This is a genomic window from Streptosporangium sp. CA-115845, from assembly GCF_050943795.1.
GTDB lineage: Bacteria > Actinomycetota > Actinomycetes > Streptosporangiales > Streptosporangiaceae > Streptosporangium.
The window spans coordinates 5,824,665-5,850,014 of sequence record NZ_CP191988.1; the positions used below are offsets into that span (position 1 = coordinate 5,824,665).

Below are 25,350 nucleotides of genomic sequence, written 5' to 3' on the forward strand. Positions count from 1 at the left end.
CTATGCGCCTTTCTTCCGACTACTACGCGGACGTCCATTCCTCGCTCAGGGACGCCCTGGACCAGGACGGCCTGGACGGATTCCTGGCCACAGCACCAAGTGACGTCGCCTACCTCGCCGGATTCTTCTACGCCGTCACCGAACGACCGGTCTACCTCTGGTTCCCTCGTGACGGCCGCCCCCTGTGCGTGGTGCCGAAGCTCGATGAGGAGTACGCGGCGCTGCAGCGCATCGAAGCCGACGTCGTCACCTACGCCGAGTTTCCCGGCCTCGATCCGGCCGAGGCCGTACTCGCGCGTGAGATCGGAGGCACGGGCCGGCCCGCGGCCCGGATCGGCGTCTCGGGCGGGCTCAGCCTCGCCGGCCACCGGGCGCTGACCGAGGCGTTGGGCACGGCCGAACTCCGTACCAGTTCGGTGGTGTCGAACCTGCGGCTCATCAAGCATCCGGAAGAGCTCGCCTGGCACCGCCAGGCGGCCGGGATCTGTGACGAGATGCTCGCGGCGGGCCGGGCGCTCATCGAGGACGCGCTGCGCGCGGGGCGCCCGCTGCCGAGCGAGGGCGATCTCGCGCGGCACGTCATCGGGTACGGCTCCGACGCGATGTACCAACGCTACGACCATGTCATCTACACGACGAAGCTGGCCGGCGGCCTGGTGTACGCCGGCCCGAACTCCGCGAACCCGCACGGACTGCCCAGCAGGCGCAGGCTGGAGATCGGCGACACCGTCATCCTCTCCCTGGGCGCCGCCGTCGGCAGCCGCTTCGTCGAGAGCGAACGGACGTTCGTCATCGGCGAACCCAGCGCCGACCAGCGGCGCTACTTCGCCGTCGCGGCGGAGGCTCAGGAGATCGGCACGGCGGGCCTGCGCGCCGGCCGTACCTGCGCGGAGGTGAACCGCGAGTGTCTCGATGTCATCAGGGGGCACGGGCTCGGCGAGCACATCCGGCACCGCCAGGGGCACGGCATCGGTGTCCAGCAGCACGAGCCGCCGTGGGTGGAGGACGGCGACGACACGGTGCTCCGGGCCGGAATGGTGCTCTCCAGCGAGCCGGGCGTGTACGTGCCGGGCCACGGCGGCTACCGCATCTCCGACACCGTGCTGATCACCGACGCGGGACCCGAACGGTTGACCAGCTATCCGCGCGGCCTCGAAGAGAACGTGATCGCGCCATGACGAAGAGCCGGAAACAGACCGAGGAGGACACGGTGTTCGTGGAGATCAACGGCAACCCCCTGGCCGTGGAGGTCATGGGACCCGAGAACGCGCCGGCGATGATCGTGCACCACGGCGCTCCCGGGCTGGGCGGCCGGGCCGAACCGCGCCGGTCGTTCGGACCGTTCTCCGACCGGCTTCGCGTCGTCGTCTTCGACGCGCGCGGATCCGGTGAGTCCGGTGACGCGGGGCCCTTCAGCCATGCCCAGTGGGTCGCCGACGTCGAGGCGATCCGCCGGCACTTCGATCTGGGCCGAATCGTCATGGCGGGTGGGTCGTACGGCGGCTTCATCGCGATGGAGTACGCCCTGGCCCACCCGGAGAACGTCGCCGCGCTCATCCTGCGGGACACCGCGGCCAACACCGACTACGACCACCTCGCGGTCGAACGGGCCCGGACGACGGACCGGGTACGGATCCCCGAATGGGTCATCGAACGCATCGGCACCGGTCACTTCACCGGCAACGAGGAGTTCAGGGAGTACTGGCGGGCCATCCTGCCCCTCTACGACCACACCTACGATCCCGAGGCGGTCGAGCGGCGGGTCGCGCAGACCTCCTACCACTACAGGACCCACAACGAGGCGTTCGGCGTCAACATGCCGGCCTACGACCTCACCCCGCGGCTGCACGAGATCACCTGCCCGACGCTCGTGACCGTGGGACGGCACGACTGGCGCACGCCGGTGCCGGCCTCCCAGGCGATCGCCGACCTCGTCCCCGACGGGGAGCTGGTGGTGTTCGAGAAGTCCGGTCACTCACCCCAGCTGGAGGAGCCGGAACTCTTCCAGCAGGTGGTGCGCGACTTCCTGACCAGGGCGGGCGTGCTCGCCCCTCGGGCAGGCAGGCCGTGAACGCGCCCGTCCTGCGAGTGGACGACCTCAGCGTGGAGTTCGCCACCCGCGAGGGGGCGGTCCGCGCGGTACGCAACGTCGGCCTTGAGGTCTTCGCCGGCCGTACGCTCGCGATCCTCGGCGAATCGGGGTCGGGCAAGTCGGTGACAGCCCAGGCGATCATGGGGCTGCTGGACACGCCGCCGGCACGCATCACCTCCGGAAGCATCATGTTCGAGGGCACCGACCTGGTGACCGCGCCCGAGCGGGTCCGCCGGCAGGTCAACGGCGAGGGCGTCGCCATGGTCTTCCAGGACGCACTGTCCGCGCTCAACCCCGTCTACACGGTGGGCCATCAGATCGGCGAACTGCTGCGGGTCAGGCGGAGGATGTCCCGCTCCGCCGCGCGCGCCCGAGCCGTCGAACTGATGGAACGGGTGCGGATCCCCGCCGCGGCCCGCCGCGTCGACGACTATCCGCACCAGTTCTCGGGCGGCATGCGCCAGCGGATCATGATCGCCCTGGCGGTCGCGCTCGACCCGCGCGTGCTCATCGCGGACGAGCCCACCACAGCCCTGGACGTCACGGTGCAGGCACAGATCATGGAGCTGCTGACCGAGCTCCAGCGCGAGAACGGGATGGGCATGGTGCTCATCACCCACGACCTCGGAGTGGTCGCCGAGGTGGCCGACGACGTGACCGTGATGTACGCGGGCCGGATCGTCGAACGCGGTTCCGTGGAGGAGCTCTTCGAACACTCGGCCCACCCGTACACCCGGGGGCTGCTGCGCTCGATGCCGCGGACGGACCGGGAGGACGACGAGTTGTGGGCCATCCCCGGCGCACCGCCGAGCCCGGTGCTGACGCCGAAGGGGTGTGCGTTCCATCCGCGCTGCGACATCGCGATCGACCTGTGCCGATCCGAGCAGCCCCAGCTTGAGGTGATCGCGGCAGGCCGTACCAGCGCCTGCCATCTGCGCGCGGAGGTGTTCGATGGGCGAGCGTGAAATCGTGCTCGAGGTTGATTCCCTGGTCAGGCACTTCCCGGTCGGGGGCGGCCTGTTGAACCGGCGCCGCAGTGCCGTACAGGCCGTCGACGGCGTGTCGTTCACCCTCAGGCGGGGCGAGACCCTCGGCGTCGTCGGCGAGTCGGGGTGCGGCAAGTCGACGCTGGCCCGCACGATCGTCGGCCTGGACCGGCCGACGTCGGGGCACGTGCGCTACCGCGGCGTGGACATCCACGCCGCGTCGGGCCGCACGCTGCGCACGCTGCGGCGCAGCGTCCAGATCGTGTTGCAGGACCCCTACACGTCGCTGAACCCCAGGAAGACCGTCCGCGACCTGCTCACGCAACCGTTCGAGATCCACCCGGACGTGCTGCCTCGGGAGCGGCGGCTGAACCGGGTGAAAGAACTGCTCGACGTGGTCGGGCTCAACCCGGACCACCTCGACAGGTACCCCTTCCAGTTCTCCGGAGGGCAGCGCCAGCGCATCGGGATCGCCCGCGCGCTCGCCCTGGAGCCGGAGGTCGTGGTCTGCGACGAGCCGGTCTCCGCGCTGGACGTCTCCGTGCAGGCGCAGGTCGTCAACCTGCTGCGGCGGCTGCAGCGGGAACTGGGCCTGTCCTACGTGTTCATCGCGCACGACCTGTCGGTGGTACGGCACATCTCCGATCGGGTGGCGGTGATGTACCTGGGCAAGGTCGTGGAAGTCGGCGATCGCCGGGAGGTCTACGAGCGTCCCCAGCACCCGTACACCCGGGCGCTGCTCGAAGCGGTGCCCGTCCCCGAGCCGCGGGGCCGGACCTCGCGCACGCGAACCCTGCTGGCCGGCGACCCGCCGAGTCCGGTCGACCCGCCGTCAGGGTGCCGGTTCCACACGCGCTGCCCGAAGGCTCGGGACGTGTGCGCCGAGACCGAGCCCGTGCTGCGGATCGGGTCCGCGTCGGCCGTCGAGGTCGCCTGTCACTTCCCCGAGCAGACCCCCCTGGCCCGCCTCGGCGGGGCATGACCGACCGTCACCGGTACCCGGCCCCGGGCCACCACGACATCACTACATCTGGAGGATTCACCGCCATGCAGTCACCTTCCGCCTCCTACCGCGGTCACCAGGCCTATGGCTATCTCGAACCGGGCGTCGACTACGCCGACTTCGAGCTGGCCGAACAGATCGGCCGAGTACCCGCCTACGACGGTGGAGTGTCAGCCGAGCAGTCCGAACGGGTCAGCCGGATCATGGCCGAGCACATCGTGATCTCACTGCACGAGCACGCGGTGGTTCTCCCCAAGGACGTCGGTGAACTGCGCCGATACAACCGCACCGGCCGGCAGCGTACCGGCTACGAGGGCCTGTCGCGTTCGGGGATGACCGCCGTATTCGACAACTTCATGGCCGGGGCGTCATGCGTCACCAGCGAGAACGGCTGGAAGTGGAACGACATGATCTACGCCCTCGGCCTGCGGCTCGCGGACATCGCCAAACAGGACTACGTGGTGCACGCGCTGACCGTGGAGGACATCAGGGCGGCCAAGCGCGACGACCGGATGGCGCTGGTGGCCGGGCTGGAGTCGGCGACGATGATCGAGAACGAGCTCGATCGCCTGGACATCCTGTACGGCTTCGGCGTCCGCCAGATCGGCATCGCCTACTCACAGTCCAACCAGCTCGGCTCCGGGCTGGCCGAGCGCGCCGACGCCGGGCTGACCAACTTCGGCCGCCGCGCGGTGGAGCGGATGAACAGACTAGGCATGGCCATCGACATCTCGCACTCGGGCGACCGCACCAGCCTGGAGGTCATCGAGCACTCGACCGTACCGGTCTTCATCACCCACGCCGGAGCCCGCGCGATCTGGCCGACCAACCGGATGAAGCCCGACGAGGTCATCAAGGCGTGCGCCGAACGCGGCGGCGTCATCGGCCTGGAGGCGGCCCCGCACACCACGCTGTCGGAGAGGCACCGCGAACACTCCCTGGAGTCGGTGATGGACCACTTCACCTACTGCGTGGACCTGGTGGGCATCGACCACGTCACCTTCGGCCCCGACACGATGTTCGGCGACCATGTGGGTGTGCACAAGACCTACGCCGGAAACTACGCCCAGAACCGCGACGCCGCACCCGACCACCCGAGCGTCGCCTACGTGGACGGCCTGGAGAACCCGGCGGAGAACTTCACCAACATCGTCGGCTGGCTCGTCAAACACGGCTACGGCGACGACGACATCAGCAAGGTCATTGGCGGGAACACGCTCCGGGTGCTCGATCATGTCTGGTAGGACTTCGCCCCCCGGCGTCCTCGGACACGGGGGGCACTCGGGCAGCGTGACGAAGGGAATCCACGATGGGCCGACGTGATACCGCGGCGCAGGCGACGCTGCACGGCCTGCGGGCGTTGCTTCAGGAGAAGTTCCAGCCAGGAGACCGGCTGCCGACCGAGCAGGACCTCTCCGAGATGCTGGACGTGAGCCGCGGCACCGTCCGCGAGGCGCTGGGCGTCCTGGCCATCGAGGGCGCGGTGATCCGGCGCTGGGGAATCGGCACGTTCGTCGCCGGCACCCGTGACCTGGCGCCGCTGAGCATGTCGAAGATCCTCGCCTACCGTGACCGTATCCAGATGGCGGGGCACACGGCCGAGCTGGTCACGTCGTCGTGCGACACCGTGCCGAGCCCGCCCGCGGCGGCCGAGGCACTGGGCCTGCCGGCGCGGTCACCCGTGTGGCAGGTGACACGGATCTTCAGCGTCGACGACGTGCGGGCCGCGTACATGCGGGACTACGTGCCGCTGAGGATCGGCGCGGACGAGATCGACCCGAGTCCGATGCTCGGCATCGACACCGACCTGTTCATGTTCCTCGACCGGGTCGTCCTGCGCCCGGCCGCCCAGGTGACCACCGACCTCGAAGCCGTGCTCGCCTCCGATCAGGGGGCCGACGCGTTGCGCGTCCCCGTGGGCTATCCCCTGGCCCGGACGCTGCAGACCGTTTTCGGACACGGCGACGTGCCGCTCGCCTACGGCGTCGCCCTGCACCGCACCGACATCGTGCGAATCCGCATCACCCGCTGATCCGGCCGTTTCGGGAGGGAGCGCCCCGCTTCGACATGCGCGGGGCTCTCAGTCGCGTACCGCGCGGGCGGACCAGCGGCCGTCGAGGTGGTCGACGCGCAGCGGCCGCCCGAAGCACTCCGAGAGGTTCTCCGCGGTCAGGATCTCCGTCACCGGACCACCCGCCTGGATCCGGGCGTCGCGCATCAGCAGGGCGTGGGTCGTGGTGGCCGGGACCTCCTCCAGGTGGTGGGTGACGGTGACCGTGGTCAGCACCGGACGGGTCGCCGCCAGGTCCTCCACGGCGGTGATCAGGTCCTCGCGGGCGGGCAGGTCGAGTCCGGCGAACGGCTCGTCCAGCAGCAGGATCACCGGGTCGGCCATCAGGGCCCTGGCGACACGGACGCGAGCCCGCTCGCCCTGGGAGCAGACGCGAAAGAGCCGATCGGTGAGGTCCTTGCAGCCCAGGTCCGCCAGCAGGCGGTGGGCGCGCTCGTGCTCGGCGGGTCCGTAGCGGTCCCAGAGCGGGACGCTGGACCCGGTGTAGCCGGTCAGGACCACGGTGTGCGCGGTGGCCCCCTCCTCCTCCAGCAGTTCCTCGTCGACGAGCCGCTGGCTGGCCGCGACGAGGCCGATGTGGCGGCGCAACTCCCGTAGGTCGACCCGGCCCAGCCGCTGGCCGAGCACGGTGACGGCCCCCTCGGTGGGATGCCGGACGGCGGCGGCCAGCGACAGCAGCGTGGTCTTGCCGGCCCCGTTGGGGCCCAGCACCACCCAGTGCTCTCCGTACCCGACCCGCCAGCCGATGCCGTCCAGCAGGGTCCGGCCGACCACCCGGACCCCGACGCCGCTCAGCTCCACCGCACCGGGCACAGGCTCGCCCATCGGTCTCCCCCTCCGCCTCGATTCGCGGCGCTCACTTTAACCGATCCAGCGATATTTCCTGATAAATCGCCCGAACGGGCCACTCAGCCCATCTGTACGGAAGGAGTGGGAACGGGGGTGATGGTCGTCCCCGAGGGGGCGGGAGCGGTGGGCGTCGGAGACGGGCTCTCCCCGTCACCGGTCTGCGGGATCTGGGTGAAGGAGGGTTTGGGACTGCTCGAGGCCGCCGGGCAGTCCCTGTTCCTCCCTCTGCCCTTCGCGGTCGCGTCCGCGCAGTCCTGCCGGTCGTCATCGTCGTCGGGCGAGCCGCCCGAGCCGCGCGGACGCTCCGGCGCCGGCTCCTCGCGGTCGTCACGGCCGTCCTGGCCGTCGTGGCCGGTGACGGGCAGCGAGACAGTCCTGGTAGTGGTGATCTGGACCGTGGAGGGGGTGGCCGGAAGGACCGTCCGCGGCCTGCCCGCGGGCGGCCGGGTGCCGCCGCGGAAGACCGAGCCGGAGGGCGTACCATCGGCGGGCAGGACCAGCGGCGCCGGCTCGGGCATGACCGAGCCGGCGCCGGAACCGATCCCGCCGCCACCGGCCGCGGCGGCCACGGTGACCGCCGCCATGGAGACCGTGGCCAACGCCGCGAAGCCGGCCTGCGACAGGTGCGCTCCCCTGCTCGGCCTGGCCCTGCGCGAAGCCCTGGCGGGGATCTCCACCGGGACCGAGGGCTCGTCGTGGAACGAGGGCGGCGTCGCGAGCCGCACCCTCCCGGCTCCCGGCGCGTGGGGAACCGGGGTCCAGATCTCCGCCAGCACCTCCGCGACCGCCTCACGCAGATCCCACGGGTCGCCCACACCGCCCGCGGCGAGCAGCGCGCCGAGCAGGTCCGCGGCCCCTGGCCGCTCGGCGGGGTCCTTGGCCAGGGATGCCTCGACGGCCGGGCGCAGCAGCGCGGGCACCGAGGCCACCCTCGGCGGCTCGACCATGATGCGCCGGGTCAGCACGTCCGCCTCACCCGTGCCGAAGGGATGGTGGCCGCCGGCCGCGTAGGCCACCAGGCAGCCCCAGGCGAAGATGTCGGAAGCGGGCAGCGCGAGCCCGCCGGTGAGCCGCTCCGGGGCGACCCAGCCGGGACTGCCCATGACCTGCCCCGCCTGCGTGTGCGCGGCGAGGACGTCGATGTCCCTGGCGATGCCGAAGTCGATCACCCGCGGACCGGTGTCCGACAGCAGCACGTTGCCCGGTTTCAGATCTCGGTGGACCAGCCCGGCCTCGTGCACCGCGACCAGCGCGGCGGCCACCCCCAGGGCGACGCCGTAGGCCAGGTCGGGGGTGAGCGGGCCGTGCGTGGAGACCACCTGGGAGAGCGCGGGGCCCGGAACGTACTCCGACACCAGGTAGGGGCGGTCCTTGTCGGTGCCGTCCTCGATCACCGCGGCGGTACAGAAAGGCACCACTCTTCGGGAGAATCTCACTTCCTCGGCGAAACGGGCGCGGAGCGTGGCATCGTTGAGGTGCATCGGGTGCGGGGTCTTGATCGCCACCACCCCGCCCTGCGGGTGCTGGGCCAGATAGACGATGCCCATGCCGCCCGTTCCGAGGCGGCCGAGCAGAAGGTAGCGGCCGATGATGACCGGGTCCCCGACGGTCAGCGGCCGCACACCGGCCGGCATGCCGCTCATCGATTACCTCCAGCATGGAAACCCGGTCCTTCAGAGCCGGGAGGAAACGCGGCACGGCGCCGCGCTTCTGGTCGGGTGCCGTAGCCGTAGCCGTCGGCTCGCTGGAGCAGACGCACCTGGCGGTGGCCGATGCCCTGCACGGTGCCGTGCCTGGTGGTGATGTTGAAGCTGCCGTTGGAGCGGACCGCGACGCGGCCGGTGTGGACGCCCGCTTTCTTGCCGCTCGGCACGACGGCGCGGACCAGGTCGCCGGTGGCGAACCCCTTGACCTGCTTGATCCGGGGCAGCCGCAACCTCGGGAAGCCGTATTTGTCGGTGCGGGTGCGGCAGTAGGTGCCGCGCCCGGTCGCTCGGACGACCAGGACCGTCGACGGCCAGACGGTGACGGCCTCCAACTCGCCGACGTGCAGCGCGTCCAGGGTGTGGGACTTCGATGCGCCGGTACGGGATCGGTTCCACTTCGTGCGGCCACCCGACGCCGTGGCTACGGGCAGCCTGGTGGCGGTCAGGGCCCGCCACAGCGCCCACCGGGGGGCGCGGTAGCGCAGGTTCCGCGACCGGCGGCTGCGCCGGTAGGTGGCCCGCGCGGCGAGCCGGTCGCGGATCGTCGCGCCCCGATGGTCGAGTTGGATCGCATACTTCCCGGCCCGGCTGCCGTGGTGTTCGGTGAACACGGCGATGCCGGTGTGCTTGCTGCCGGGGCCGATGCCGACTGTGACGCCTTGGACGGTGAAGTTGGCGCGGGTGCGGTCCTTCAGCCGGACGACGAACGGGGTATGCCGGGCCACCACCGCCCGGCCGGATGCCGGCAGACGGCGGGCACGGGCCGGATGGCACGGGTCAAGCGGGTGGCCGTGGGCGTCCAGGACGAACACGGCCACATGGCCCTCACGGGCCGCTCCCTCAGGCGCCGAGACGCCCTCGGGGTGACGCCGGCCCAGGCGGGTGCCGCCCGGACCGGTCTCCCCTCGCCCATGTTCCACGCCGGTGCCCGGCGATGCCGGGAGTCCGCAGGCCGTTTCGTCCCCACCCTCGGGGTTGTCTGCTCCTGCGGATTCCAGAGCGGCAGGCTGAGGAAGCACCTGCCGGTGGGTCTGCTCACCTACGTGAAACGTAGTCATCGAAATGCACCTCCTTGAGCTGATGACTCGGGCTGGTCAACGCGGGGCTTCAAGGCGCATCGCTGCACCTCAAGCCCCCTCCTTCAGGAGGGGGTCGGTGACCCTCATTGAGCCTCTCGTGCGCGGGCTACGGCAAGCACACTGTGACGGGATTCGAGCGCCCTTCGCTGCCGACAGGCCAGAAGGGATATGAGAGGTAAGACGAATGATCCCTGAGGGTAAGAAATCCGTGGTGTGCGGGATGCCTTTGAGCCTGGACGGGACGGCGTGACCAGCGGGAAAGGCCCGCGCGGCTGAACACCGCCGAACAGGTCGCCGCCGGACATCGAAAACCCGGACCGCGGCGGGCCCGCTGCCCCTGCGCGCTCAGGCCGCCGCGGAACCGGACTGCGCGGGCGGGGTCCCGAGAACGGAGGCGTCCCCGGTGGGAAGGCCGGACGCGGAAAGGTCCGAGGCCAGGAGATCCTGGGCGGCGAGGCCCTGGCCGGGTACGTCCTGGGCGAGCAGGTCCCGCACGGAGACCTCGCCGGTGGGCGGGAGGTCCTGCGCGGCGGTGAGGAAGCGGGCGATATGCGAGTAGACCTTGCGGGCCTCGGGGACGACGTCGGCGAGGATGGCGAAGACGTGCGGCATACGGGGCCACTCCTCGTAGGTGACCGGCACCCCGGCCGAGCGGGCCCGCTCGGCCACCCGGCGGCCCTCGTCGCGCAGGACCTCGGTGGAGCCGGTGACGACCATCAGCGGCGGCAGACCGGTGTAGTCACCGAGGACCGGGGAGAGCAGGGGGTCATGGGGGTCGAGACCGGCCGTCCAGCGGCGGGCGAGCCAGTCGACGCGGCCGGCCGGGATCAGCGGATCGAGCATCCGGTTGACCCTGCGGGGCGCATCGGTGAGATCCGCCCACGGTGACAGGCACACGGCGGCGGCCGGCAGCGGCATGCCCTGGTCGCGAAGCGCCAGGAGGGTGGCCAGGGTGAGGTGGCCGCCGGCCGAGTCCCCGCCGAAGACGATGTCGGCGGGGTCGTAATCCTGCTCCAGGAGGCACCGGTAGGCGGCGATCGCGTCCGCGAGCGCCTCGGCCGGCCGGTGGACCGGGCCCTGGCGGTAGTCGACCGCCAGTACCGGCCGCCGGGCCGCGGCCGACAGGCGCCAGGTGATCGGCCGGTGGGTGACCGGGGAGCAGGCGAAGTAGCCCCCGCCGTGGAAGTAGAGCAGGACCTTGCGCTCGTCGAGCTCCTCGCCCGCGCGGACCCACTCTCCCGGACACGGCCCGGCCTCGTCGGGTGTCACCCGCACATGGACGGGCAGGCGGAGCGGAACCCTGCCCGCCAGAGCCACGATGCGCGAGGCCGCGACGAAACCGATGTCGGTTCTCAGCAGCAGCTGGGAGGCGGGTTTGAAGGTGCCGCGCATGATCGCGTTGAGCGTCGCGGCCTGCCAGCTGAAGGGGTAGGCCGGACTGACGTCCATATCTATCTCATGGCGCATGGGGGACCTCCACAAAAGGACATTCCCCTCATAACATACTTTTATCGGCGATTCTACATATCAGACAGATTGCAACTGTGTATCGCATCGGTATACAACACGCTGGGGACATGACCGAATCCCGGCGAAAGCCCGACATCGGACCGGGCCCTCCGGATCCCGTGACCGGCTCGCACCCGCTCGTCGCCAAAAATCCATTGCCCCTCCCCAGACCACCCAGGAGGATGGGAGGGCCGTTCTGACACCCACCGGGAGGCAGTCTTCCTGCTCTACGCGCGTATCGCCGGGTACGGCTTCCGCCGCCACTCCACCTACCGCGCCGCCGCCGTCGCCGGAGCCTTCACCAATACCGCCTTCGGCATCCTCCGCGCCTACGTCCTGATCGCCCTCTGGCAGGCCCGCCCCGGCCTCGCCGGGTACGACCTCGCCGACGCCGTCACCTTCTGCTTCCTCAGCCAGGCGTTCATCGGCCCCATGCAGGTCTTCGGCGGCGGCCTGGAACTCTCCGAACGCGTGCGCAGCGGAGACGTGGCCCTGGACCTGGTCCGCCCCGCCTCCCTGCAGATGTGGAGCCTCGCCGACGATCTCGGCAGGGCCGCATACCTCTTCCTGCTACGCAGCCTGCCGCCGACGGCCGTCGGCGCCGCGCTGTTCGGCCTCGTCGCGCCGGCAGACCCGGTGACCTGCCTCTCCTTCACAGCCGGCCTCATCCTGGGAGTGGTCGTCAGCTTCGCCCTGCGCTACCTGGTGGCGCTGTCCGCCTGCTGGGTGGTCGACGACCGGGGCGTGCAGTCGCTGTCGCTGGTGACAACGCTCTTCTTCAGCGGCATGGTCCTGCCGCTGAACCTCTTCCCCGGCTGGCTCGGCACCCTGGCCGAGGCGCTCCCGTGGTCGGCCATGGTGCAGGTACCCGCCGACCTCTACCTCGGCAAGCGAGACGTCCTGGACGCCCTGGGGTTCCAGCTCGTCTGGGCGGTGGCACTACTGGCCCTGGGAGCCCTGGCCACGGGCGCCGCCCGCAGGAAGGTCGTGATCCAGGGTGGTTGACGGCACGCGGAGGACCACCGGGACGAGCGGCCGGCGGTGAGGACGTACCTCCTGCTGGCCTGGACCTGGCTGAGAGCCTCGGCACAGTACCCGGGGCCGCTGATCATGATGATACTGGGCTCGTTCGCGGTCAACGCGCTGGACGTGGCGGCGATCTTGGTGATCTTCGAGCACACCGGGTCGCTGGGCGGCTTCGGCCTGCCCGAGGTGATGTTCCTGTACGGCACCTCCGGCCTGTCCTTCGCCCTGGCCGACATGCTCTTCGGCAACGTCGACCGACTCAGCCAGCACATCAGGAGCGGCAGCTTCGACACCATGCTGATCCGCCCGGCGAGCGCCTTCACCCAGATGGCCGTCGACCGCTTCAGCGTGCACCGCTTCGGCAGGACGGTACAGGCCGCCGTCGTACTCGCCGTCGCCCTGCCCCAGCTCGGCCTCGCCTGGAGCAGGATCTGGATGATCCCGCTGATGGTCCTGTGCGGGATCGTCATCTTCGCCTCGGTCTTCACCCTCGGCGGCGCCATGCAGTTCCTGCTGACCGACGCCCCCGAGGTGGCCAACGCCTTCACCTACGGCGGCAGCACCCTCACCCAGTACCCGCTGAGCGTCTACGGCTCCGAACTCGTCAAGGGCGTCACCTTCGTCGTGCCGCTGGCCTTCGTGAACTGGCAGCCCGCGCTGTTCGTGCTCGACCGCGAGGACCCCTTCGGCCTGCCGTACTGGCTCCGTTTCGCCTCGCCCCCGGCGGCCGTCGCCCTGGCCGCCGTCGCCGCCCTGGCCTGGCGGGCGGGCATCCGCCGCTACCGCTCGACGGGAAGTTGACACATGATCGAACTCGACCGGGTCGGCCGCTCGTTCACCGTGGGCCGCCGCAGAACCAAAAAAACCGTGCACGCCGTACGGGATCTGTCGTTCAGCGTGGAAGCCGGGGAGTTCGTCGGCTACCTCGGCCCCAACGGCGCGGGCAAGTCCACGACCATCAAGATGCTCACCGGCATCCTGGCGCCGACCTCCGGAAGCATCCGGGTGGCCGGGCTCGATCCGACGCGCCGCCGCACCGCGCTGGCACGCAGGATCGGGGTGGTGTTCGGCCAGCGGACGACCCTGTGGTGGGACCTGCCGCTGCGGGACAGTTTTGAACTGGTCCGACACCTTTACAAAGTAGATCAGCAAGATTTCCGGCGACGGCTGACCGAGCTGACCGAACTTCTCGGCCTCGCCGACTTCATGGGCACTCCGGTCCGCCAGCTCAGCCTCGGCCAGCGCATGCGCGGCGACATCACCGCCGCGCTCCTGCACGACCCCGCCGTGCTGGTGCTCGACGAGCCCACGATCGGCCTGGACGTGGTCAGCAAGGCCGCCATGCGCGACTTCCTGCTCCGCCTCAACGCCGAGCGCGGCACCACCGTCCTGCTCACCACCCACGACCTGGGCGACATGGAGAAGCTCTGCCGCCGCGTCATGCTGATCGACCGCGGCAGCCTGGCCTTCGACGGCACCCTCGACGACCTGCGCGCCACCGCCCCCGGGGAGGCCTCCATGGAGGACGTGGTCGCCCGCCTCTACTCCCCCTGATCCCCGGGAAGGCCGGTGGCCGGAGGCTCAGCGGTAGTCCTGCTCGCCGGACTCCTCGTACTCCTCCTCGTCCTGGAACCGCGGCGCCCAGCGGGAGGGCATCAGCACCGGCAGGAACAGCAGGATGCCGAGGAGGGCGTAGACACCGGTGGTCAGCAGCAGGCCCATACCGCGCCCCGCCTGCAGAAGCAACCGGTGGAAGGTGGGATCGTCGGGAACCAGGCCCATGGCGCGGCGGACGTCCAGGGCGTAGACCACGGTCCAGGCCAGCAGCACCATCGACGGAACGAAGGTGGCCAGCGGGGAGACACGACCGGCGACCACCAGGCCGACCAGGAGGCCGATCGCGGCCATCACCCCGAGGGCGATCCAGATCCTCGAGCCGCTCTCCGCGGGAAGGGGCGCCAGGCTCGCCCCCGCCTCCTGCACCGCCCAACCGGCGCCGAAGAGCAGCACCGCCGCCACAACCAACCCGACAAGCACCCCAAAAACGTGCCGCATCCCTACCACCTTGGATTGAAGGATCTGTCAGGATCGCGGCCACCATAGCGACAAAAATCTTAAAACGGCAGACATCCCAGAGACGTGAGAGCATATGGGGCACCATGCGTGCCCGTCTCCCATTGCGCCTCACGCGCGCGGCCGCCTTCTCGGCCGTCTGTGTGACGCTCGCCGTCCTCGGCCACGTGGTCGCGGGCGGTTCCGGGCCGGAGCCGTGGGCGGTGGCGAGCGGCGGAGCCGCGGTCATGGCGGTGAGCGTGCTGCTCGCCGGGCGCGAGCGGTCCACCGTGGCGATCAGCACCGTGCTGTCCGTCCTGCAACTGTCCTTGCACGAGTTGTTCCTCCTCAGTGACGCCACCGGGACTCCAGTGGCTTCGCACCCGCACGTCAAGGGGCTGGGCGAGAGTCTCGGCATGCTCGTCGCGCACCTCACCGCGACGCTGGTCACCGGATGGTGGCTGGCCCGCGGCGAGACCGCCCTGTGGGCGCTGCTCCGCTCGGCCCGGCACCGCCTCGGCGCGATGTTCCGGCTGCTGCGGCTCCCGGCCGTGGCCGCGGCTCCGCCGGGGCCCGCCCGCACCCCGGTCACGCCCGTCTTCGCGCACGCCGTTCTCCGTCACTCCGTCAGCCGGCGTGGTCCTCCACTCCCCGCCGCCTGACCCGCCCCCCGAAATCCTGAAATCCCGAAGTGGAGAACCCCCATGCCGCTTTCCCATGCCCGCCGTCTGGCCACCGTCACCGCCGGTGTCACCGCCCTCACCCTCGGTCTCGCCCTGCCCGTTCTCGCGCACGTCACCATCAATCCCAACAGCGCCCAGCAGGGCGGCTTCACCAAGGTCGCCTTCCGGGTCCCGAACGAGCGTGACGACGCCTCCACGAACAAGCTGGAGGTGACCTTCCCCGTCGACCACCCGCTGGCGTTCGTCTCGGTCAAGCCGGTACCCGGCTGGAAGGTCAAGGTGGTCGAGGGCAAGCTGCCCAAGCCGGTCACCACCGAGTACGGCGAGCTCACCGAGGCGGTCACGAAGGTCATCTGGTCGGGCGGAAAGATCGAACCCGGCCAGTTCCAGGAGTTCGAGGTGTCCATGGGCAAGCTGCCCACCGACACCGACCAGCTCGTCTTCCCCACCACCCAGACCTACACCGGTGGCGAGGTCGTCAAGTGGGCGGACGAGCCCAAGGCCGACGGTTCCGAGGCCGAGCGTCCGGCCCCGGTGCTGAAGCTCACCCCCGCCTCCGCCGAGGGTGACGGTCACGGCGCCACCGCCACCGCCACGCCGTCGGCCGTGGCCGCGTCGGCCGCGCCCTCGGTGGCCCCCGCCTCCGCGTCCGAGGGCTCGGACGGAACCGCCCGCCTGCTCGGCGGGGCCGGCCTGCTGCTCGGGCTCGTCGGGACCGTGGTCGGCGCCCTCGGCCTGCGCCGCGGCGGCCGCGCCTCCTGATCCAGCGCGGGACGGCCCCGGAGAGCACCCATCCGGGGCCGTCCCGTGTTCTCCGGCGGAACGGGCGAGTCAACGACCTTGCCGGTGAGCGGCCCCGGCGGGCCGGACCCGCCTGCCGGCGGTCAAGTACGCCACCGTACTCGACTCGCACCAGGGCGCCCCGCGCCACCGCGAGCTCGCCCTGGTCTGGTACGAGAGCCTGTGACGGGCGAGCGTGGCCGCGACGTGGCCCCCGGGAGCGCGCCTGAGCTCAGGCGGTGATGTCCTTGCCGGTGAAGCGTGCCCAGGCGATGGAGCAGAAGACGGCTGCGTAGGCGGCGAAGACCAGCAGGCCCTGCCCCATGTCACCGGTGGCCACCGGGTCCCGCAGAACACCGTCGAAGCCGCTCCACCACTCGGTGAGCAGGTACGGCTGGAGCGCGGACAGTTGCGGAACCGCTCGCAGGACCTGGGCCACGATGACGATGACCACTGTCGAGGCGATGGCTCCGACGGACACCTCGGTCAGGGTCGACAGGGCCAGTGCGATGGCGGCCAGGGCCGCCATGCCGGCGGTGACGTACAGCACGACGACGCCGATCCGCAGCACCCCGTCGAGGAAGGGGATCGTCCCTCCCGACAGCAGCGTGATCGGGCCCGCCGGGAACAGCACCAGGCCGACCAGGAGCGCGGACAGCGCCACCGCGGTGACGGCGGCCAGGCAGAAGAGGACCACGGTGGCGTACTTGACCGCCAGCAGGCGGGTCCGGCCCGCCGGGGCCGCGAGCAGGTAGCGCAACGTGCCGATGCCCGCCTCCCCCGCGATCGAGTCCCCTGCGACGATCGCGACGGAGACCGGCAGCAGCAACTGCACCAGCAGCGAGAGCGCGGCGAAGGTGAGGAACAACCCGTTCCCGGTGACCTGCTCGAAGATCGCCGGAGCACCGGTCCCGTCCCCGCCGGTCCCGGCGAACATCCGCAGCGCGATGCCGATCAGCACCGGGATCACGGTGAGCACCCCGAGCATGGCGAGGTTCCTGGGCCGCCGGAAGGTCAGGCCGACCTCCGAGCCGAGCAGCCGCAGCCACGCCCTGGGGGCGCTCACCGCCCGCGGCGGGGGAATCGGGCGCCCACCGGCGGCCTGACCCGCCGTCATGACCGGAGCCCTCCCCCGGGCCGGGTCGTGGTCAGGGATGGCGCGTGTGACGTTCTCTGTGGACACGGCTTCCTTTCCGCTAACCGTCGACATCGAATCCCTCCCCGGTCAGGCCCACGAACACGTCCTCAAGAGTGGGTCGCTGGACGGCCAGGCCGCGGACGGCGACGCCACCGGTGACCAGGGCGGTGCATACCTGCTCCGGCAGGCCGGCTCCCAGTGCCGCGCTGACGTCGCCGTCACCGAGACGGATCTCCGGCAGGCCGAGCCCAGCGAGCACCGCCGCCGCCGCCTCGACGTCGGGGGTCTCCACCCGGATCCTGACCGTCTCCGATGCCCGCAGGTCGGCGATGGGTCCCTGCGCGACCAGCCGTCCGGCCCGCATGACCGCGACGTGGGAGCACATCTGCTCCACCTCCGCCAGCAGGTGGGAGGAGACGAAGACGGTGGTCCCCTCGGCGGCGATCTCCTTGACCAGGCCGCGCACCTCACGGGTGCCCTGCGGGTCCAGCCCGTTGGTCGGCTCGTCGAGGATCAGCAACTCCCTGGGGCCGAGCAGGGCGGCGGCGATGGCCAGCCGCTGGCGCATGCCGAGCGAGTAGGCCCGGTAGCGCTTGCCCGCCGCGGCGGCCAGGCCCACCCGTTCCAGCGCGAGTCCGATCCTGGCCGAGACGGTGCGCGGGTCGGCCGACGGGTCGGCGGCGTCATAGCGGCGCAGGTTCGCCTCGCCCGACAGGTAGGGGTAGAAGGCCGGCCCTTCGACCAGCGCTCCCACCCTCGACAGCACGCCGCCCACCCCGCCGGGCATCGGCGTGCCGAGCAGCCGCCACTCGCCCGCCGTCGGCGCCACCAGGCCGAGCAGCATGCGGATGGTGGTGGTCTTGCCCGAGCCGTTGGGGCCCAGGAAGCCGAACACCGACCCGCTGGGCACGGCGAGGTCGAGGGCGTCCACGGCCACCTGCCCGCTCCCGAACCGCTTGGTCAGCCCGCTGGTGACGATGGAGAGCTCCGCGCCGGGCGCCTCTCTCCGGGCACCGCCCCCCGGATCCCCGACACGGGATCCGGGGACGTCCGCCGCGAGCCCGGCGTCTGTCGGCATCCGGCTCATTTCCGACCGGCCGCCTCGGACAGTTTCTCCGGGGTGACGGCGCCGACCAGCAGGCGGCCGTCGTCGGTCAGCAGCGCGGAGACCAGCTTGGTCTGGATGACCTTGCCGCTGCCCCAGGTCCCGCTGATCGGCTTGGCCGACTTCAGCAGGGCGTCGCCGATCGCGCCGACGCCCGCTCCCGCGAATGCCTCGCCCTGGCCCGATCCCTGGCCCGATCCCTGGCCGGCGAGGTCCTGCTCGGAGACGGGGATCACCGCGACCGTGGTCCAGCCGTCGCCGACGGTGCTGATCTCGCCCCTGAGCTTCTCCGCGTCCTCGAGGTTCTCGCCCTGCTCCGGCCCCCGCTCCTTGAGGATCTCGGCGATCGACGTCTCCTCGACCTTGGCGCCCGCGGGCGGGGTGAAGGTGAAGTTCTCCGCGGCGGGCGGGGAGAAGGTGACCGAGGTGAAACCGACCTCGAAGGCGGGCTCGGCCGCGCTCCTGGCGTAGACCTGGACCCGTAGCGGAACCAGGGTCTCCCCGTCCAGCGCCAGCTTGACCTCCTTGACCAGGGACGAGGTGTCCTTGGGCGCGAACGCGAGCTGGTAGGCCGCGCGGTCGGCGACCTTCTCGGTGTTGCTCACGCTGACCACCGTGTCGGCGCCGACCCGCTGCAGCAACTGCCGGGCGAGCTGCTGCGGCGTGGTCGCCGTGGGCAGCGCCTCGTGGGCGCGGGCCGCTTCCCCGCCCTGTTCCCCGCTCCCGGCCTTGACCCGGGTGGCCTTGTTCTCGTCGCTCTGCCACAGCCAGATCTGGTCGCCGTTGGTGATCAGGTCGGTCTCGCTCATCCGGCCGGGAAGGGCGAAGCGGACCTTGTCCGCCCCTCCGTACCAGACCTTGAGCTCGTGCGAGCCCGAGAGTAGGGCGATGGGCGAGGACCCGCCCATGCCCGGCACCTCCGGCAGCCCCGGCAGCCCGAGTGAGGCGGTCTGCATGACGGTGCCCGACATGGGTTTCAACCCGGCCCGGCCGGCCTGGGCCGCGCTCGCGAGCAGCTGCTCGGCGGTACGCTCGGGCAGGACGGGATCCCCCTGGACGGCGGCGATGACCGGCCCGGCTCCGATGGCTCCGGCGATCACCGCGATCGCGGCGGCCGGCACGGCCCACCTCACCGCGCGTCCACGTCTCGCTCGTTCTGACATCTCATTCCTCCACGCTATGCCGTCAGTGCCTGTGAACAGCAGCCTGCGGGACGGCTCCTGTGCCGAGGCTGAGACAGACTGAGAGGGCTCACAGGATTCTCAGCCACCTCTCAGGCCGGGTGGTCGAGGATGGGAACGTCCAAGGTGAGAGAAGGGGTGGATCATGCGGGTTCTCGTCGTGGAGGACGAGCGGCGGATGGCCGCGGCCCTGCGGCGGGGGTTGCAGGCCGAGGGGTTCGTGGTCGACCTCGCGCACGACGGGGAGGACGGCCTCCATGCGGCCAGGCACGGCGAGTACGACGTGATGGTGCTGGACATCATGTTGCCCAGGATCTCCGGCTACAACGTCTGCAAGCAGCTGCGGGCGGAGGAGAACTGGGTGCCGATCCTGATGCTGTCGGCCAAGGACGGCGAGTACGACATGGCCGACGGGCTCGACCTCGGCGCCGACGACTACCTGACCAAGCCGTTCTCGTACGTGGTGCTGGTGGCCAGGCTGAGGGCGCTGCTGCGGCGCGGCGCGCACCGGCGCCCGTCCGTGCTGAGGGCCGGAGACCTGGCACTGGATCCGGCGCGGCGGCGCGTCACCAGGGGCGAGACGCCGGTGGAGCTGACGCCCAGGGAGTTCGCGCTGCTGGAGTTCCTGATCCGCCACCACGACGAGGTGGTCTCCAAGACGGAGATCCTGGAGCACGTCTGGGACACCTTCGACACCGACCCCAACGTGGTCGAGGTCTACGTCGGCTATCTGCGGCGCAAGATCGACGTGCCGTTCTCCAGGAACGCGCTGCAGACGGTGCGGGGAGCGGGATACCGGCTGGCCGGCGACGGTGGCTGAGATGGCGGCTGCTCCCGCGCCCCGGCCCCGCCAGGCTCCCCCGGCCGGCCCGCCCCCGGCGACCGGCGCGACAGCGGGGGGAAGGCGTCGCGCGGCCGGTCTGTGGCGGCGCCGGAGCCTGCGCTTCCGGCTGACCGCGGTCGCCTCGGCCGTGCTGGCGGTGGCACTCGTGGTCTCGGCGTACGTGATGATCGGTGTGCTCCGCAACGCGCTGCTGAGCACCATCGACGACTCGATCTACCAGCGGGCCAGGGAGACGGTCTCGCTGGCCGACGCCGAACGGCTGCCCAACGAGATGACCTCGCCGGACGGCACGCTCCTGCAGGTGATCGACGGCGCGGGGCGGATCACCCACACCACCGCCGGCACCGACCGGCTGGTGCCGCTGCTGAACGCCACCTGCCGGGCCAAGGCGATCGACACGGCCGAGGCGCGTTTCCTGGACGGGAAGCCGTACGGCATCCCGCACGTGCTGCGAGTCCGGGTGCTCAGCGCCGACAAGGGCAGGACGGTGATCGCGGCGCGCCCCTTCAGCGAGGTGCAGACCAGCATCTCCACGGCCGGGCACGTGCTGCTCGTCGGCACGCCGCTGCTGCTGATCCTGCTCGCCGGGGCCAGCTGGGTGATCATCGGCGGGACCCTGCGGCCGATCGCGGCCCTGCGCCGGGGCGCGGAGGAGATCACCGACACCGCTCGCTCCCATCGCCTGCCGGTGCCCGAGGCACGCGACGAGGTACACAGCCTGGCCACGACGCTGAACGCGATGCTGGCCCGGCTGGAGAAGGCGGACGTCCGGCAGCGGGCCCTGGTCTCGGACGCGGCGCACGAGCTGCGCAGCCCGCTGGCGAGCATCCGGCTCCAGCTGGAGGTGGCGCTCGGCCATCCCGGGGGGCAGGACTGGCAGGAGACGGCCGAGGGCGTGCTGGAGGACACCATGCGCCTGTCCCGGCTGGCCGAGGACCTGCTCGCGCTGGCCCGCCTGGACGAGCGCGGCGGCACACCGGCGCGCAGGGAACCGGTGGAACTGGACCAGCTGGTCCAGCAGACCGTCGAGCGGTACGGCCAGGCCGTCACTGTGAAGATCGGCGATGGCCCGGACGACGGTCCGATGGTGACGACGGGGGACGCGCTGGATCTGGGACGGGTGCTGGTCAACCTGGTCGACAACGCGCTGCGGCACACCCGCACCGTTGTGCTGGTCGAGTTGCGGGACGAGGGGGCCGACGCCGTGCTGACCGTCACCGACGACGGGCCCGGCATTCCCGAGTTCGACCGGGAGCGGGTGTTCGACCGGTTCACCCGGCTGGACAGCGCGCGCAGCCGCGACGAGGGCGGGGCCGGTCTTGGCCTGGCGATCGTGCGCGAGACGGTGCACGCCCACGGCGGCGCGGTCCACCTGGAGGACGCCTCGCCCGGTCTCCGGGCGGTCGTACGACTTCCGCTGTCTTGACCAAGGCTTGTCAGAGGCGGGGCGCATCGGCCCCGACGTCGACCTGGAGTACGCCTTCCGGTCGATGATCTGGTCCGTATGATCCTGGGGTATTCCCCTGCGGCCTCTGCGGGCCGCGTCCCTTCCGGCACGCGAGCCGTGCGAGCCGTCCCCCCGAGGAGACCGATGAGCCTGCCTGACAAGGGCCGCAGCACCGAGGAACTGCTCGCCGAGATCACCCGCCTCAGGCGGGACGACCTGCCGGTGCGCGGCGGCAAGGTGACCGCGTACGTCTACGACACCGGGCGCCCCGAGGTGCACGAGGCCGCCGCCAGGGCCTACTTCGAGATGCTTGAGGTCAACACCCTCGACCCGACGGCGTTCCCCAGCGTCGTGGAGATGGAGAAGCAGGTCGTCGGCGCGGTCGCCGAGCTGCTCGGCGGGGGTTGGGGCATCTTCACCAGCGGCGGCACCGAGTCGATCATGCTGGCGGTGAAGGCGGCCCGGGACTCCGGGAAGACCGAGGGCCGCCCCCGGATGGCGGTCCCGGTGACCGCGCACCCGGCCTTCCACAAGGCCGCGCACTACCTGGGGGTCGTGGTGGACGCGGTGCCGGTGGACCCGGTGACCTTCCGGGCCTCCCCCGCGGCCGTCGAGGCCGCGATCAGCGAGGACACCGTCCTGGTGGTCGCCTCGGCTCCGTCCTACCCCCAGGGCGTGATCGACCCGATCTCCGAGATAGCCGCGATCGCCGCCGCGCGCGGCGTGCCGTGTCACGTGGACGCCTGCGTGGGCGGGTGGCTGCTGCCGTGGCTGCGCGAGGCCGGGGCGAGTGTTCCGCCCTTCGACCTGTCGGTTCCCGGGGTCACGTCTCTCTCGTGCGACCTGCACAAGTTCGGCTACTCCCCCAAGGGCGCGTCGGTCGTGCTGTTCGCCGACCCGGCGCTGCGGCGCCGGGCGTACTTCGCCTCGGCGTCGTGGCCCGGCTACACGGTGATCAACGCCACGGTGCAGAGCTCGAAGTCCGCCGGCCCGCTGGGCGGCGCGTGGGCCACCTTCCAGGCCCTGGGCAGGGAGGGCTATCTGGAACTCGGCCGCACCACCCTGGCGGCGGCCCGCATGCTCCGCGAGGGCATCGCGAAGATCCCGGGGCTGCGGGTGCTCGGCGACCCCGAGTCCGCGCTGGTCGCCTTCGGCTCGGACGAGGTGGACGTGTTCGTACTGTCCGACGAGGCCAGGAAGCGGGGGTGGTTCCTGCAGCCGCAGCTGTCGTACGCGGGTATCCCGGCCAACATCCACATCACGGTGACCGGGGTGACCCTGCGGGGTGTCGAGGCGATGCTGGAGGTGATCGCGGAGGCGGCGGAGGCGGCCCGCGGGCGCGGCCCCGCACGGTTGCCCGAGGGGCTGGTGGAGCTGATCGCGGAACTGGACCTGGACACGCTGGACGACGAGACCTTCGGCGAGCTGGCGGCCTCGGTCGGGGTGGATCTGGGCGGTTCCGGCCAGCCGGAGATGGCCGTGGTCAACGCCGTCCTGGACGCCCTTCCCGCCGACCGCCGGGAGGCGGTCCTGATCCGCTTCCTGTCGGTCATCTACTCCTGACGCGCCGCGTCATCGCCGGAGCCTGGCGACGGTCGCCAGGGCGGCGCGGGCGGACGCGGCGTCGTGGACCCGGAACACCCGGGCGCCCTGCCAGGCGGAGACCGCCAGCGTGGCCATGGTTCCCGCGTGGCGCTCGTCCACCGGGAGCCCACCGAGGGTCTCACCGACGAAGTCCTTGTTGGAGACCGCGACGAGCACCGGCCAGCCGGTGCCGACCATCTCGTCCAGGCGGCGGCTGATCTCCAGGGAGTGCCAGGTGTTCTTGCCGAAGTCGTGCGCCGGGTCGATGAGGATCGACTCCCTGGACACTCCCGCGGCGACGGCGCGTTCGGCGAGGTCGACGGTGTAGCCGATGACGTCGGCGACCACGTCGGCGTAGGCGATGCGGTGCGGGCGGGTGCGGGGAGCGACCCGTCCCGCGTGCGCGCAGACCAGGCCGATGCCGTGCTTGGCCGCGACGGAGGCCAGGTCGGGGTCGACCCCGCCCCAGGTGTCGTTGAGCAGGTCGGCGCCCGCCGCCGCGACGACCTCGCCGACCTCCGCACGCCAGGTGTCGACGCTGATGATGAGCCGGGGGTGGCGCCGCCTGACCTCGGCGACCAGGTCGGCCACCCTGCGGATCTCCTCCGCGGGGTCGACCTCGTCACCGGGACCCGCCTTGACGCCGCCGATGTCGACGATGTCCGCGCCTCCGGCGACGGCACCGTCCACCGCCTCCAGGGCGGCCGCGAAACCGTAGGTCCTTCCCCGGTCGAAGAAGGAGTCGGGGGTGCGGTTGACCACCGCCATGATCGCGAACTCACCGGGCCGGAACTCACGGCCTCGCAGGTGCAAAGTAGTCATCGAGACCGAGCCTATAGCCCGGTGTCGGAGAGGACGGCGCTCCCACCTGCGCCGCCTCTGGGGGGAAACTGGGGGAAAACTGGGGGAAAACCGGGGAAACTGACGAGCCTCGGGGCTCCTACGCGGCCGACCCACTTTCGGCCACGGACAGGAACTCCTGGGCGATGGCGGGCAGCCGCCGTCGCGCGTGAACGATGGCGATCACCCGGCGGACCGAGGGATCGAGGGTGCGGACCACGAGTCCGGCGCGGGCGGCCTGCTCGGCCATCCCCCGGTACCAGAGCATCGAGGCCGTACCCGAACGGACGGTGCTCAGCCAGTTGCCGCGCTCGTCGAGCTGCGTCGCCACCACGGGGGCCACACCGTGCTTGGCGAAGAGCGCGTCGAACTCCCTGCGCCGGGAGCTGCCGGGAACCGGCAGCACCAGACGCATGCCGTTGAGTCTCCTCACCGGCACCGGGTCGGGCAGGTCCACGCCGGGCGGGGAGATCAGCACGATCTCCTGGCGCTCCAGCGGGTGGCTGACCAGATCGGTGGGGACGGGCAGGTCCGTCAGGCCGAGGTCGGCCCGCTGGTCCCTGATGGCGCTCACCACGCCGTCCCGCCCGTCACAGCGGACAATCTGAATGCGTACCCCGGGATGTTCCGCGGTGTACGCGGGGAGAAGGCGTCCGGCCAGCCCCGGTTCGAGGCTGGGTATCGAGGCGATGCGAAGCTCCGCCTCGGAGGTGTGGCCGTGCGTGGACAGTGCCTCGATCTCGCGAACGGCATCGAGTGCCTCCCTGGCCAGCTTGACCACCCGGCGCCCCTGTGCCGTGACGACCACGCCACGTCCGGAACGCGCGAACAATGTCATCCCGAGCTCTCGTTCCAGATCCCTGATCGCACGGGAGAGCGCGGGTTGTGCGATGTACAGCGATCTGGCCGCGTCGGTCATGGTGCGATGCTCCGCCGTCGCGACCACATAGCGGAGCTGCTGCAGATTCATGACTTGAAGCTAGGTCACAAGCCCCGGATCGGTCCGGCACATCGCGGAGATCACCTCGGCTGATTTCGGAATGTAATCGAACGCAGCGACATCCGTGACGGATGATAAATCAGTATGCTTACGCCCCAAATTCGGCAAAGGTCCGGACCTGTAGCGCAGACCGGGGGCTCGGGTTCGCGGGGAGACAGCTTGGCAGCCAACGAACGACACCCTCCACCGCGGGGACAGAGCAATCCGGCACCACCCGTAAGGGCCGCTCAGGGCCGCCCTCGGCCTGCACCGCACCGGCCGGAAAAACTCCGTGCCCACCTCGCGGCACCCCCGTGACCAGGGTTTGCCGGTGAGCGACGACCGGTGTCCGCATCGGCCGCGAGAAGAACGAGGCATGGCGGTGCGACATCAGGC

General features: G+C 71.0%; 24 protein-coding genes. 14 read left to right on the top strand and 10 right to left on the bottom strand.

All coding sequences use genetic code 11. The annotated features are described in order from the left end of the window. Positions 1-2 precede the first annotated feature (2 nt). From ACQP0P_RS28505 to ACQP0P_RS28530, 6 genes are all read left to right on the top strand, one after another. On the top strand, positions 3-1,178 hold the full coding sequence (locus tag ACQP0P_RS28505; RefSeq protein WP_433359941.1) for a M24 family metallopeptidase: 1,176 nt from the start codon (positions 3-5) through the stop codon (positions 1,176-1,178). Next, complete coding sequence (locus tag ACQP0P_RS28510; RefSeq protein ID WP_433359944.1) at positions 1,175-2,071, top strand: alpha/beta fold hydrolase; 897 nt, start codon at positions 1,175-1,177, stop codon at positions 2,069-2,071. Before ACQP0P_RS28505 ends, ACQP0P_RS28510 begins: the two co-directional genes overlap by 4 nt. Next, a complete protein-coding gene (locus ACQP0P_RS28515; protein WP_433359947.1) occupies positions 2,068-3,057 on the top strand; it encodes an ABC transporter ATP-binding protein in 990 nt (329 codons plus the stop codon). Before ACQP0P_RS28510 ends, ACQP0P_RS28515 begins: the two co-directional genes overlap by 4 nt. Further along, a complete protein-coding gene (locus ACQP0P_RS28520) occupies positions 3,044-4,060 on the top strand; it encodes an ABC transporter ATP-binding protein (protein WP_433359950.1) in 1,017 nt (338 codons plus the stop codon). Before ACQP0P_RS28515 ends, ACQP0P_RS28520 begins: the two co-directional genes overlap by 14 nt. Positions 4,061-4,125: 65 nt before the next feature. Continuing rightward, positions 4,126-5,325, top strand: coding sequence for a dipeptidase (locus ACQP0P_RS28525; protein ID WP_433359953.1), 1,200 nt, complete (start codon positions 4,126-4,128; stop codon positions 5,323-5,325). 65 nt (positions 5,326-5,390) lie between these two features. After that, on the top strand, positions 5,391-6,113 hold the full coding sequence (locus tag ACQP0P_RS28530) for a GntR family transcriptional regulator (RefSeq protein ID WP_433359956.1): 723 nt from the start codon (positions 5,391-5,393) through the stop codon (positions 6,111-6,113). Between the two features lie 48 nt (positions 6,114-6,161). On the opposite strand, the gene ACQP0P_RS28535 is transcribed toward ACQP0P_RS28530, so the two are convergent. The 4 genes from ACQP0P_RS28535 to ACQP0P_RS28550 form a co-directional block, all read right to left on the bottom strand. Further along, positions 6,162-6,977: an ABC transporter ATP-binding protein gene (locus tag ACQP0P_RS28535; RefSeq protein ID WP_433359959.1), complete on the bottom strand. Its 816-nt coding sequence runs from the start codon at positions 6,975-6,977 to the stop codon at positions 6,162-6,164. Positions 6,978-7,060: 83 nt separating this feature from the next. Continuing rightward, positions 7,061-8,644: a serine/threonine-protein kinase gene (locus ACQP0P_RS28540; protein WP_433359962.1), complete on the bottom strand. Its 1,584-nt coding sequence runs from the start codon at positions 8,642-8,644 to the stop codon at positions 7,061-7,063. Further along, positions 8,641-9,765 carry an RRXRR domain-containing protein gene (locus ACQP0P_RS28545; protein ID WP_433359965.1) on the bottom strand — a complete coding sequence of 375 codons (1,125 nt, stop codon included), beginning with the start codon at positions 9,763-9,765 and terminating at the stop codon, positions 8,641-8,643. The genes ACQP0P_RS28540 and ACQP0P_RS28545 overlap by 4 nt, the downstream gene beginning before the upstream one ends. 366 nt (positions 9,766-10,131) lie before the next feature. After that, positions 10,132-11,235, bottom strand: a complete 1,104-nt coding sequence (locus ACQP0P_RS28550; protein ID WP_433359968.1) for an alpha/beta hydrolase — start codon at positions 11,233-11,235, stop codon at positions 10,132-10,134. A 399-nt stretch (positions 11,236-11,634) separates the two neighbouring features. Here ACQP0P_RS28550 and ACQP0P_RS28555 point away from each other — a divergent pair, with 399 nt between their 5' ends. From ACQP0P_RS28555 to ACQP0P_RS28565, 3 genes are read left to right on the top strand one after another with little or no spacing between them, the layout of a single operon-like run. Then, on the top strand, positions 11,635-12,300 hold the full coding sequence (locus ACQP0P_RS28555) for an ABC transporter permease (RefSeq protein ID WP_433382162.1): 666 nt from the start codon (positions 11,635-11,637) through the stop codon (positions 12,298-12,300). 36 nt (positions 12,301-12,336) lie between these two features. Continuing rightward, a complete protein-coding gene (locus ACQP0P_RS28560) occupies positions 12,337-13,122 on the top strand; it encodes an ABC transporter permease (RefSeq protein ID WP_433359971.1) in 786 nt (261 codons plus the stop codon). 3 nt (positions 13,123-13,125) lie between these two features. Next, positions 13,126-13,875, top strand: a complete 750-nt coding sequence (locus tag ACQP0P_RS28565) for an ABC transporter ATP-binding protein (protein ID WP_433359974.1) — start codon at positions 13,126-13,128, stop codon at positions 13,873-13,875. A gap of 27 nt (positions 13,876-13,902) precedes the next feature. Here ACQP0P_RS28565 and ACQP0P_RS28570 read toward each other — a convergent pair whose 3' ends face one another. Then, the gene (locus tag ACQP0P_RS28570) at positions 13,903-14,376 is read right to left on the bottom strand and encodes a hypothetical protein (RefSeq protein ID WP_433359977.1); all 474 of its coding nucleotides are present in this window, start codon (positions 14,374-14,376) and stop codon (positions 13,903-13,905) included. A gap of 104 nt (positions 14,377-14,480) precedes the next feature. Here ACQP0P_RS28570 and ACQP0P_RS28575 point away from each other — a divergent pair, with 104 nt between their 5' ends. Then, positions 14,481-15,035: an MFS transporter gene (locus ACQP0P_RS28575; RefSeq protein WP_433359980.1), complete on the top strand. Its 555-nt coding sequence runs from the start codon at positions 14,481-14,483 to the stop codon at positions 15,033-15,035. A gap of 42 nt (positions 15,036-15,077) precedes the next feature. After that, complete coding sequence (locus tag ACQP0P_RS28580; RefSeq protein WP_433359983.1) at positions 15,078-15,818, top strand: YcnI family copper-binding membrane protein; 741 nt, start codon at positions 15,078-15,080, stop codon at positions 15,816-15,818. 250 nt (positions 15,819-16,068) lie between these two features. On the opposite strand, the gene ACQP0P_RS28585 is transcribed toward ACQP0P_RS28580, so the two are convergent. The 3 genes from ACQP0P_RS28585 to ACQP0P_RS28595 all read right to left on the bottom strand — a co-directional run bounded on the left by ACQP0P_RS28585 (position 16,069) and on the right by ACQP0P_RS28595 (position 19,212). Then, complete coding sequence (locus tag ACQP0P_RS28585) at positions 16,069-16,953, bottom strand: ABC transporter permease (RefSeq protein ID WP_433359985.1); 885 nt, start codon at positions 16,951-16,953, stop codon at positions 16,069-16,071. A 79-nt stretch (positions 16,954-17,032) separates the two neighbouring features. Then, positions 17,033-18,052: an ATP-binding cassette domain-containing protein gene (locus ACQP0P_RS28590; protein WP_433359988.1), complete on the bottom strand. Its 1,020-nt coding sequence runs from the start codon at positions 18,050-18,052 to the stop codon at positions 17,033-17,035. A gap of 5 nt (positions 18,053-18,057) precedes the next feature. Beyond that, positions 18,058-19,212 carry a LolA family protein gene (locus tag ACQP0P_RS28595; protein ID WP_433359991.1) on the bottom strand — a complete coding sequence of 385 codons (1,155 nt, stop codon included), beginning with the start codon at positions 19,210-19,212 and terminating at the stop codon, positions 18,058-18,060. Positions 19,213-19,405: 193 nt separating this feature from the next. Here ACQP0P_RS28595 and ACQP0P_RS28600 point away from each other — a divergent pair, with 193 nt between their 5' ends. The 3 genes from ACQP0P_RS28600 to ACQP0P_RS28610 all read left to right on the top strand — a co-directional run bounded on the left by ACQP0P_RS28600 (position 19,406) and on the right by ACQP0P_RS28610 (position 23,114). Further along, positions 19,406-20,080, top strand: a complete 675-nt coding sequence (locus ACQP0P_RS28600; protein ID WP_433359994.1) for a response regulator transcription factor — start codon at positions 19,406-19,408, stop codon at positions 20,078-20,080. Between the two features lies 1 nt (position 20,081). Next, positions 20,082-21,530: a sensor histidine kinase gene (locus ACQP0P_RS28605; protein ID WP_433359997.1), complete on the top strand. Its 1,449-nt coding sequence runs from the start codon at positions 20,082-20,084 to the stop codon at positions 21,528-21,530. A 165-nt stretch (positions 21,531-21,695) separates the two neighbouring features. After that, a complete protein-coding gene (locus ACQP0P_RS28610; protein ID WP_433360000.1) occupies positions 21,696-23,114 on the top strand; it encodes a pyridoxal phosphate-dependent decarboxylase family protein in 1,419 nt (472 codons plus the stop codon). 9 nt (positions 23,115-23,123) lie between these two features. On the opposite strand, the gene folP is transcribed toward ACQP0P_RS28610, so the two are convergent. Together folP and ACQP0P_RS28620 are read right to left on the bottom strand one after the other, a co-directional pair. After that, positions 23,124-23,957, bottom strand: coding sequence for a dihydropteroate synthase (gene folP, locus ACQP0P_RS28615; RefSeq protein WP_433360003.1), 834 nt, complete (start codon positions 23,955-23,957; stop codon positions 23,124-23,126). Positions 23,958-24,075: 118 nt separating this feature from the next. Beyond that, entirely contained in the window at positions 24,076-24,945 is an 870-nt protein-coding gene (locus tag ACQP0P_RS28620) for a LysR family transcriptional regulator (RefSeq protein WP_030909189.1), read from the bottom strand. Between the last annotated feature and the right edge of the window lie 405 nt (positions 24,946-25,350).

Coding starts and splice junctions, on each gene's coding strand:
- ACQP0P_RS28505 (WP_433359941.1), top strand. CDS start 3: ATGCGCCTTTCTTCCGACTACTACGCGGACGTCCATTCCTCGCTCAGG.
- ACQP0P_RS28510 (WP_433359944.1), top strand. CDS start 1,175: ATGACGAAGAGCCGGAAACAGACCGAGGAGGACACGGTGTTCGTGGAG.
- ACQP0P_RS28520 (WP_433359950.1), top strand. CDS start 3,044: ATGGGCGAGCGTGAAATCGTGCTCGAGGTTGATTCCCTGGTCAGGCAC.
- ACQP0P_RS28525 (WP_433359953.1), top strand. CDS start 4,126: ATGCAGTCACCTTCCGCCTCCTACCGCGGTCACCAGGCCTATGGCTAT.
- ACQP0P_RS28530 (WP_433359956.1), top strand. CDS start 5,391: ATGGGCCGACGTGATACCGCGGCGCAGGCGACGCTGCACGGCCTGCGG.
- ACQP0P_RS28535 (WP_433359959.1), bottom strand. CDS start 6,977: ATGGGCGAGCCTGTGCCCGGTGCGGTGGAGCTGAGCGGCGTCGGGGTC.
- ACQP0P_RS28540 (WP_433359962.1), bottom strand. CDS start 8,644: ATGAGCGGCATGCCGGCCGGTGTGCGGCCGCTGACCGTCGGGGACCCG.
- ACQP0P_RS28545 (WP_433359965.1), bottom strand. CDS start 9,765: ATGACTACGTTTCACGTAGGTGAGCAGACCCACCGGCAGGTGCTTCCT.
- ACQP0P_RS28550 (WP_433359968.1), bottom strand. CDS start 11,235: ATGGACGTCAGTCCGGCCTACCCCTTCAGCTGGCAGGCCGCGACGCTC.
- ACQP0P_RS28565 (WP_433359974.1), top strand. CDS start 13,126: ATGATCGAACTCGACCGGGTCGGCCGCTCGTTCACCGTGGGCCGCCGC.
- ACQP0P_RS28570 (WP_433359977.1), bottom strand. CDS start 14,376: ATGCGGCACGTTTTTGGGGTGCTTGTCGGGTTGGTTGTGGCGGCGGTG.
- ACQP0P_RS28575 (WP_433359980.1), top strand. CDS start 14,481: ATGCGTGCCCGTCTCCCATTGCGCCTCACGCGCGCGGCCGCCTTCTCG.
- ACQP0P_RS28580 (WP_433359983.1), top strand. CDS start 15,078: ATGCCGCTTTCCCATGCCCGCCGTCTGGCCACCGTCACCGCCGGTGTC.
- ACQP0P_RS28585 (WP_433359985.1), bottom strand. CDS start 16,953: ATGACGGCGGGTCAGGCCGCCGGTGGGCGCCCGATTCCCCCGCCGCGG.
- ACQP0P_RS28590 (WP_433359988.1), bottom strand. CDS start 18,052: ATGCCGACAGACGCCGGGCTCGCGGCGGACGTCCCCGGATCCCGTGTC.
- ACQP0P_RS28600 (WP_433359994.1), top strand. CDS start 19,406: ATGCGGGTTCTCGTCGTGGAGGACGAGCGGCGGATGGCCGCGGCCCTG.
- ACQP0P_RS28605 (WP_433359997.1), top strand. CDS start 20,082: ATGGCGGCTGCTCCCGCGCCCCGGCCCCGCCAGGCTCCCCCGGCCGGC.
- ACQP0P_RS28610 (WP_433360000.1), top strand. CDS start 21,696: ATGAGCCTGCCTGACAAGGGCCGCAGCACCGAGGAACTGCTCGCCGAG.
- folP (WP_433360003.1), bottom strand. CDS start 23,957: ATGACTACTTTGCACCTGCGAGGCCGTGAGTTCCGGCCCGGTGAGTTC.
- ACQP0P_RS28620 (WP_030909189.1), bottom strand. CDS start 24,945: ATGAATCTGCAGCAGCTCCGCTATGTGGTCGCGACGGCGGAGCATCGC.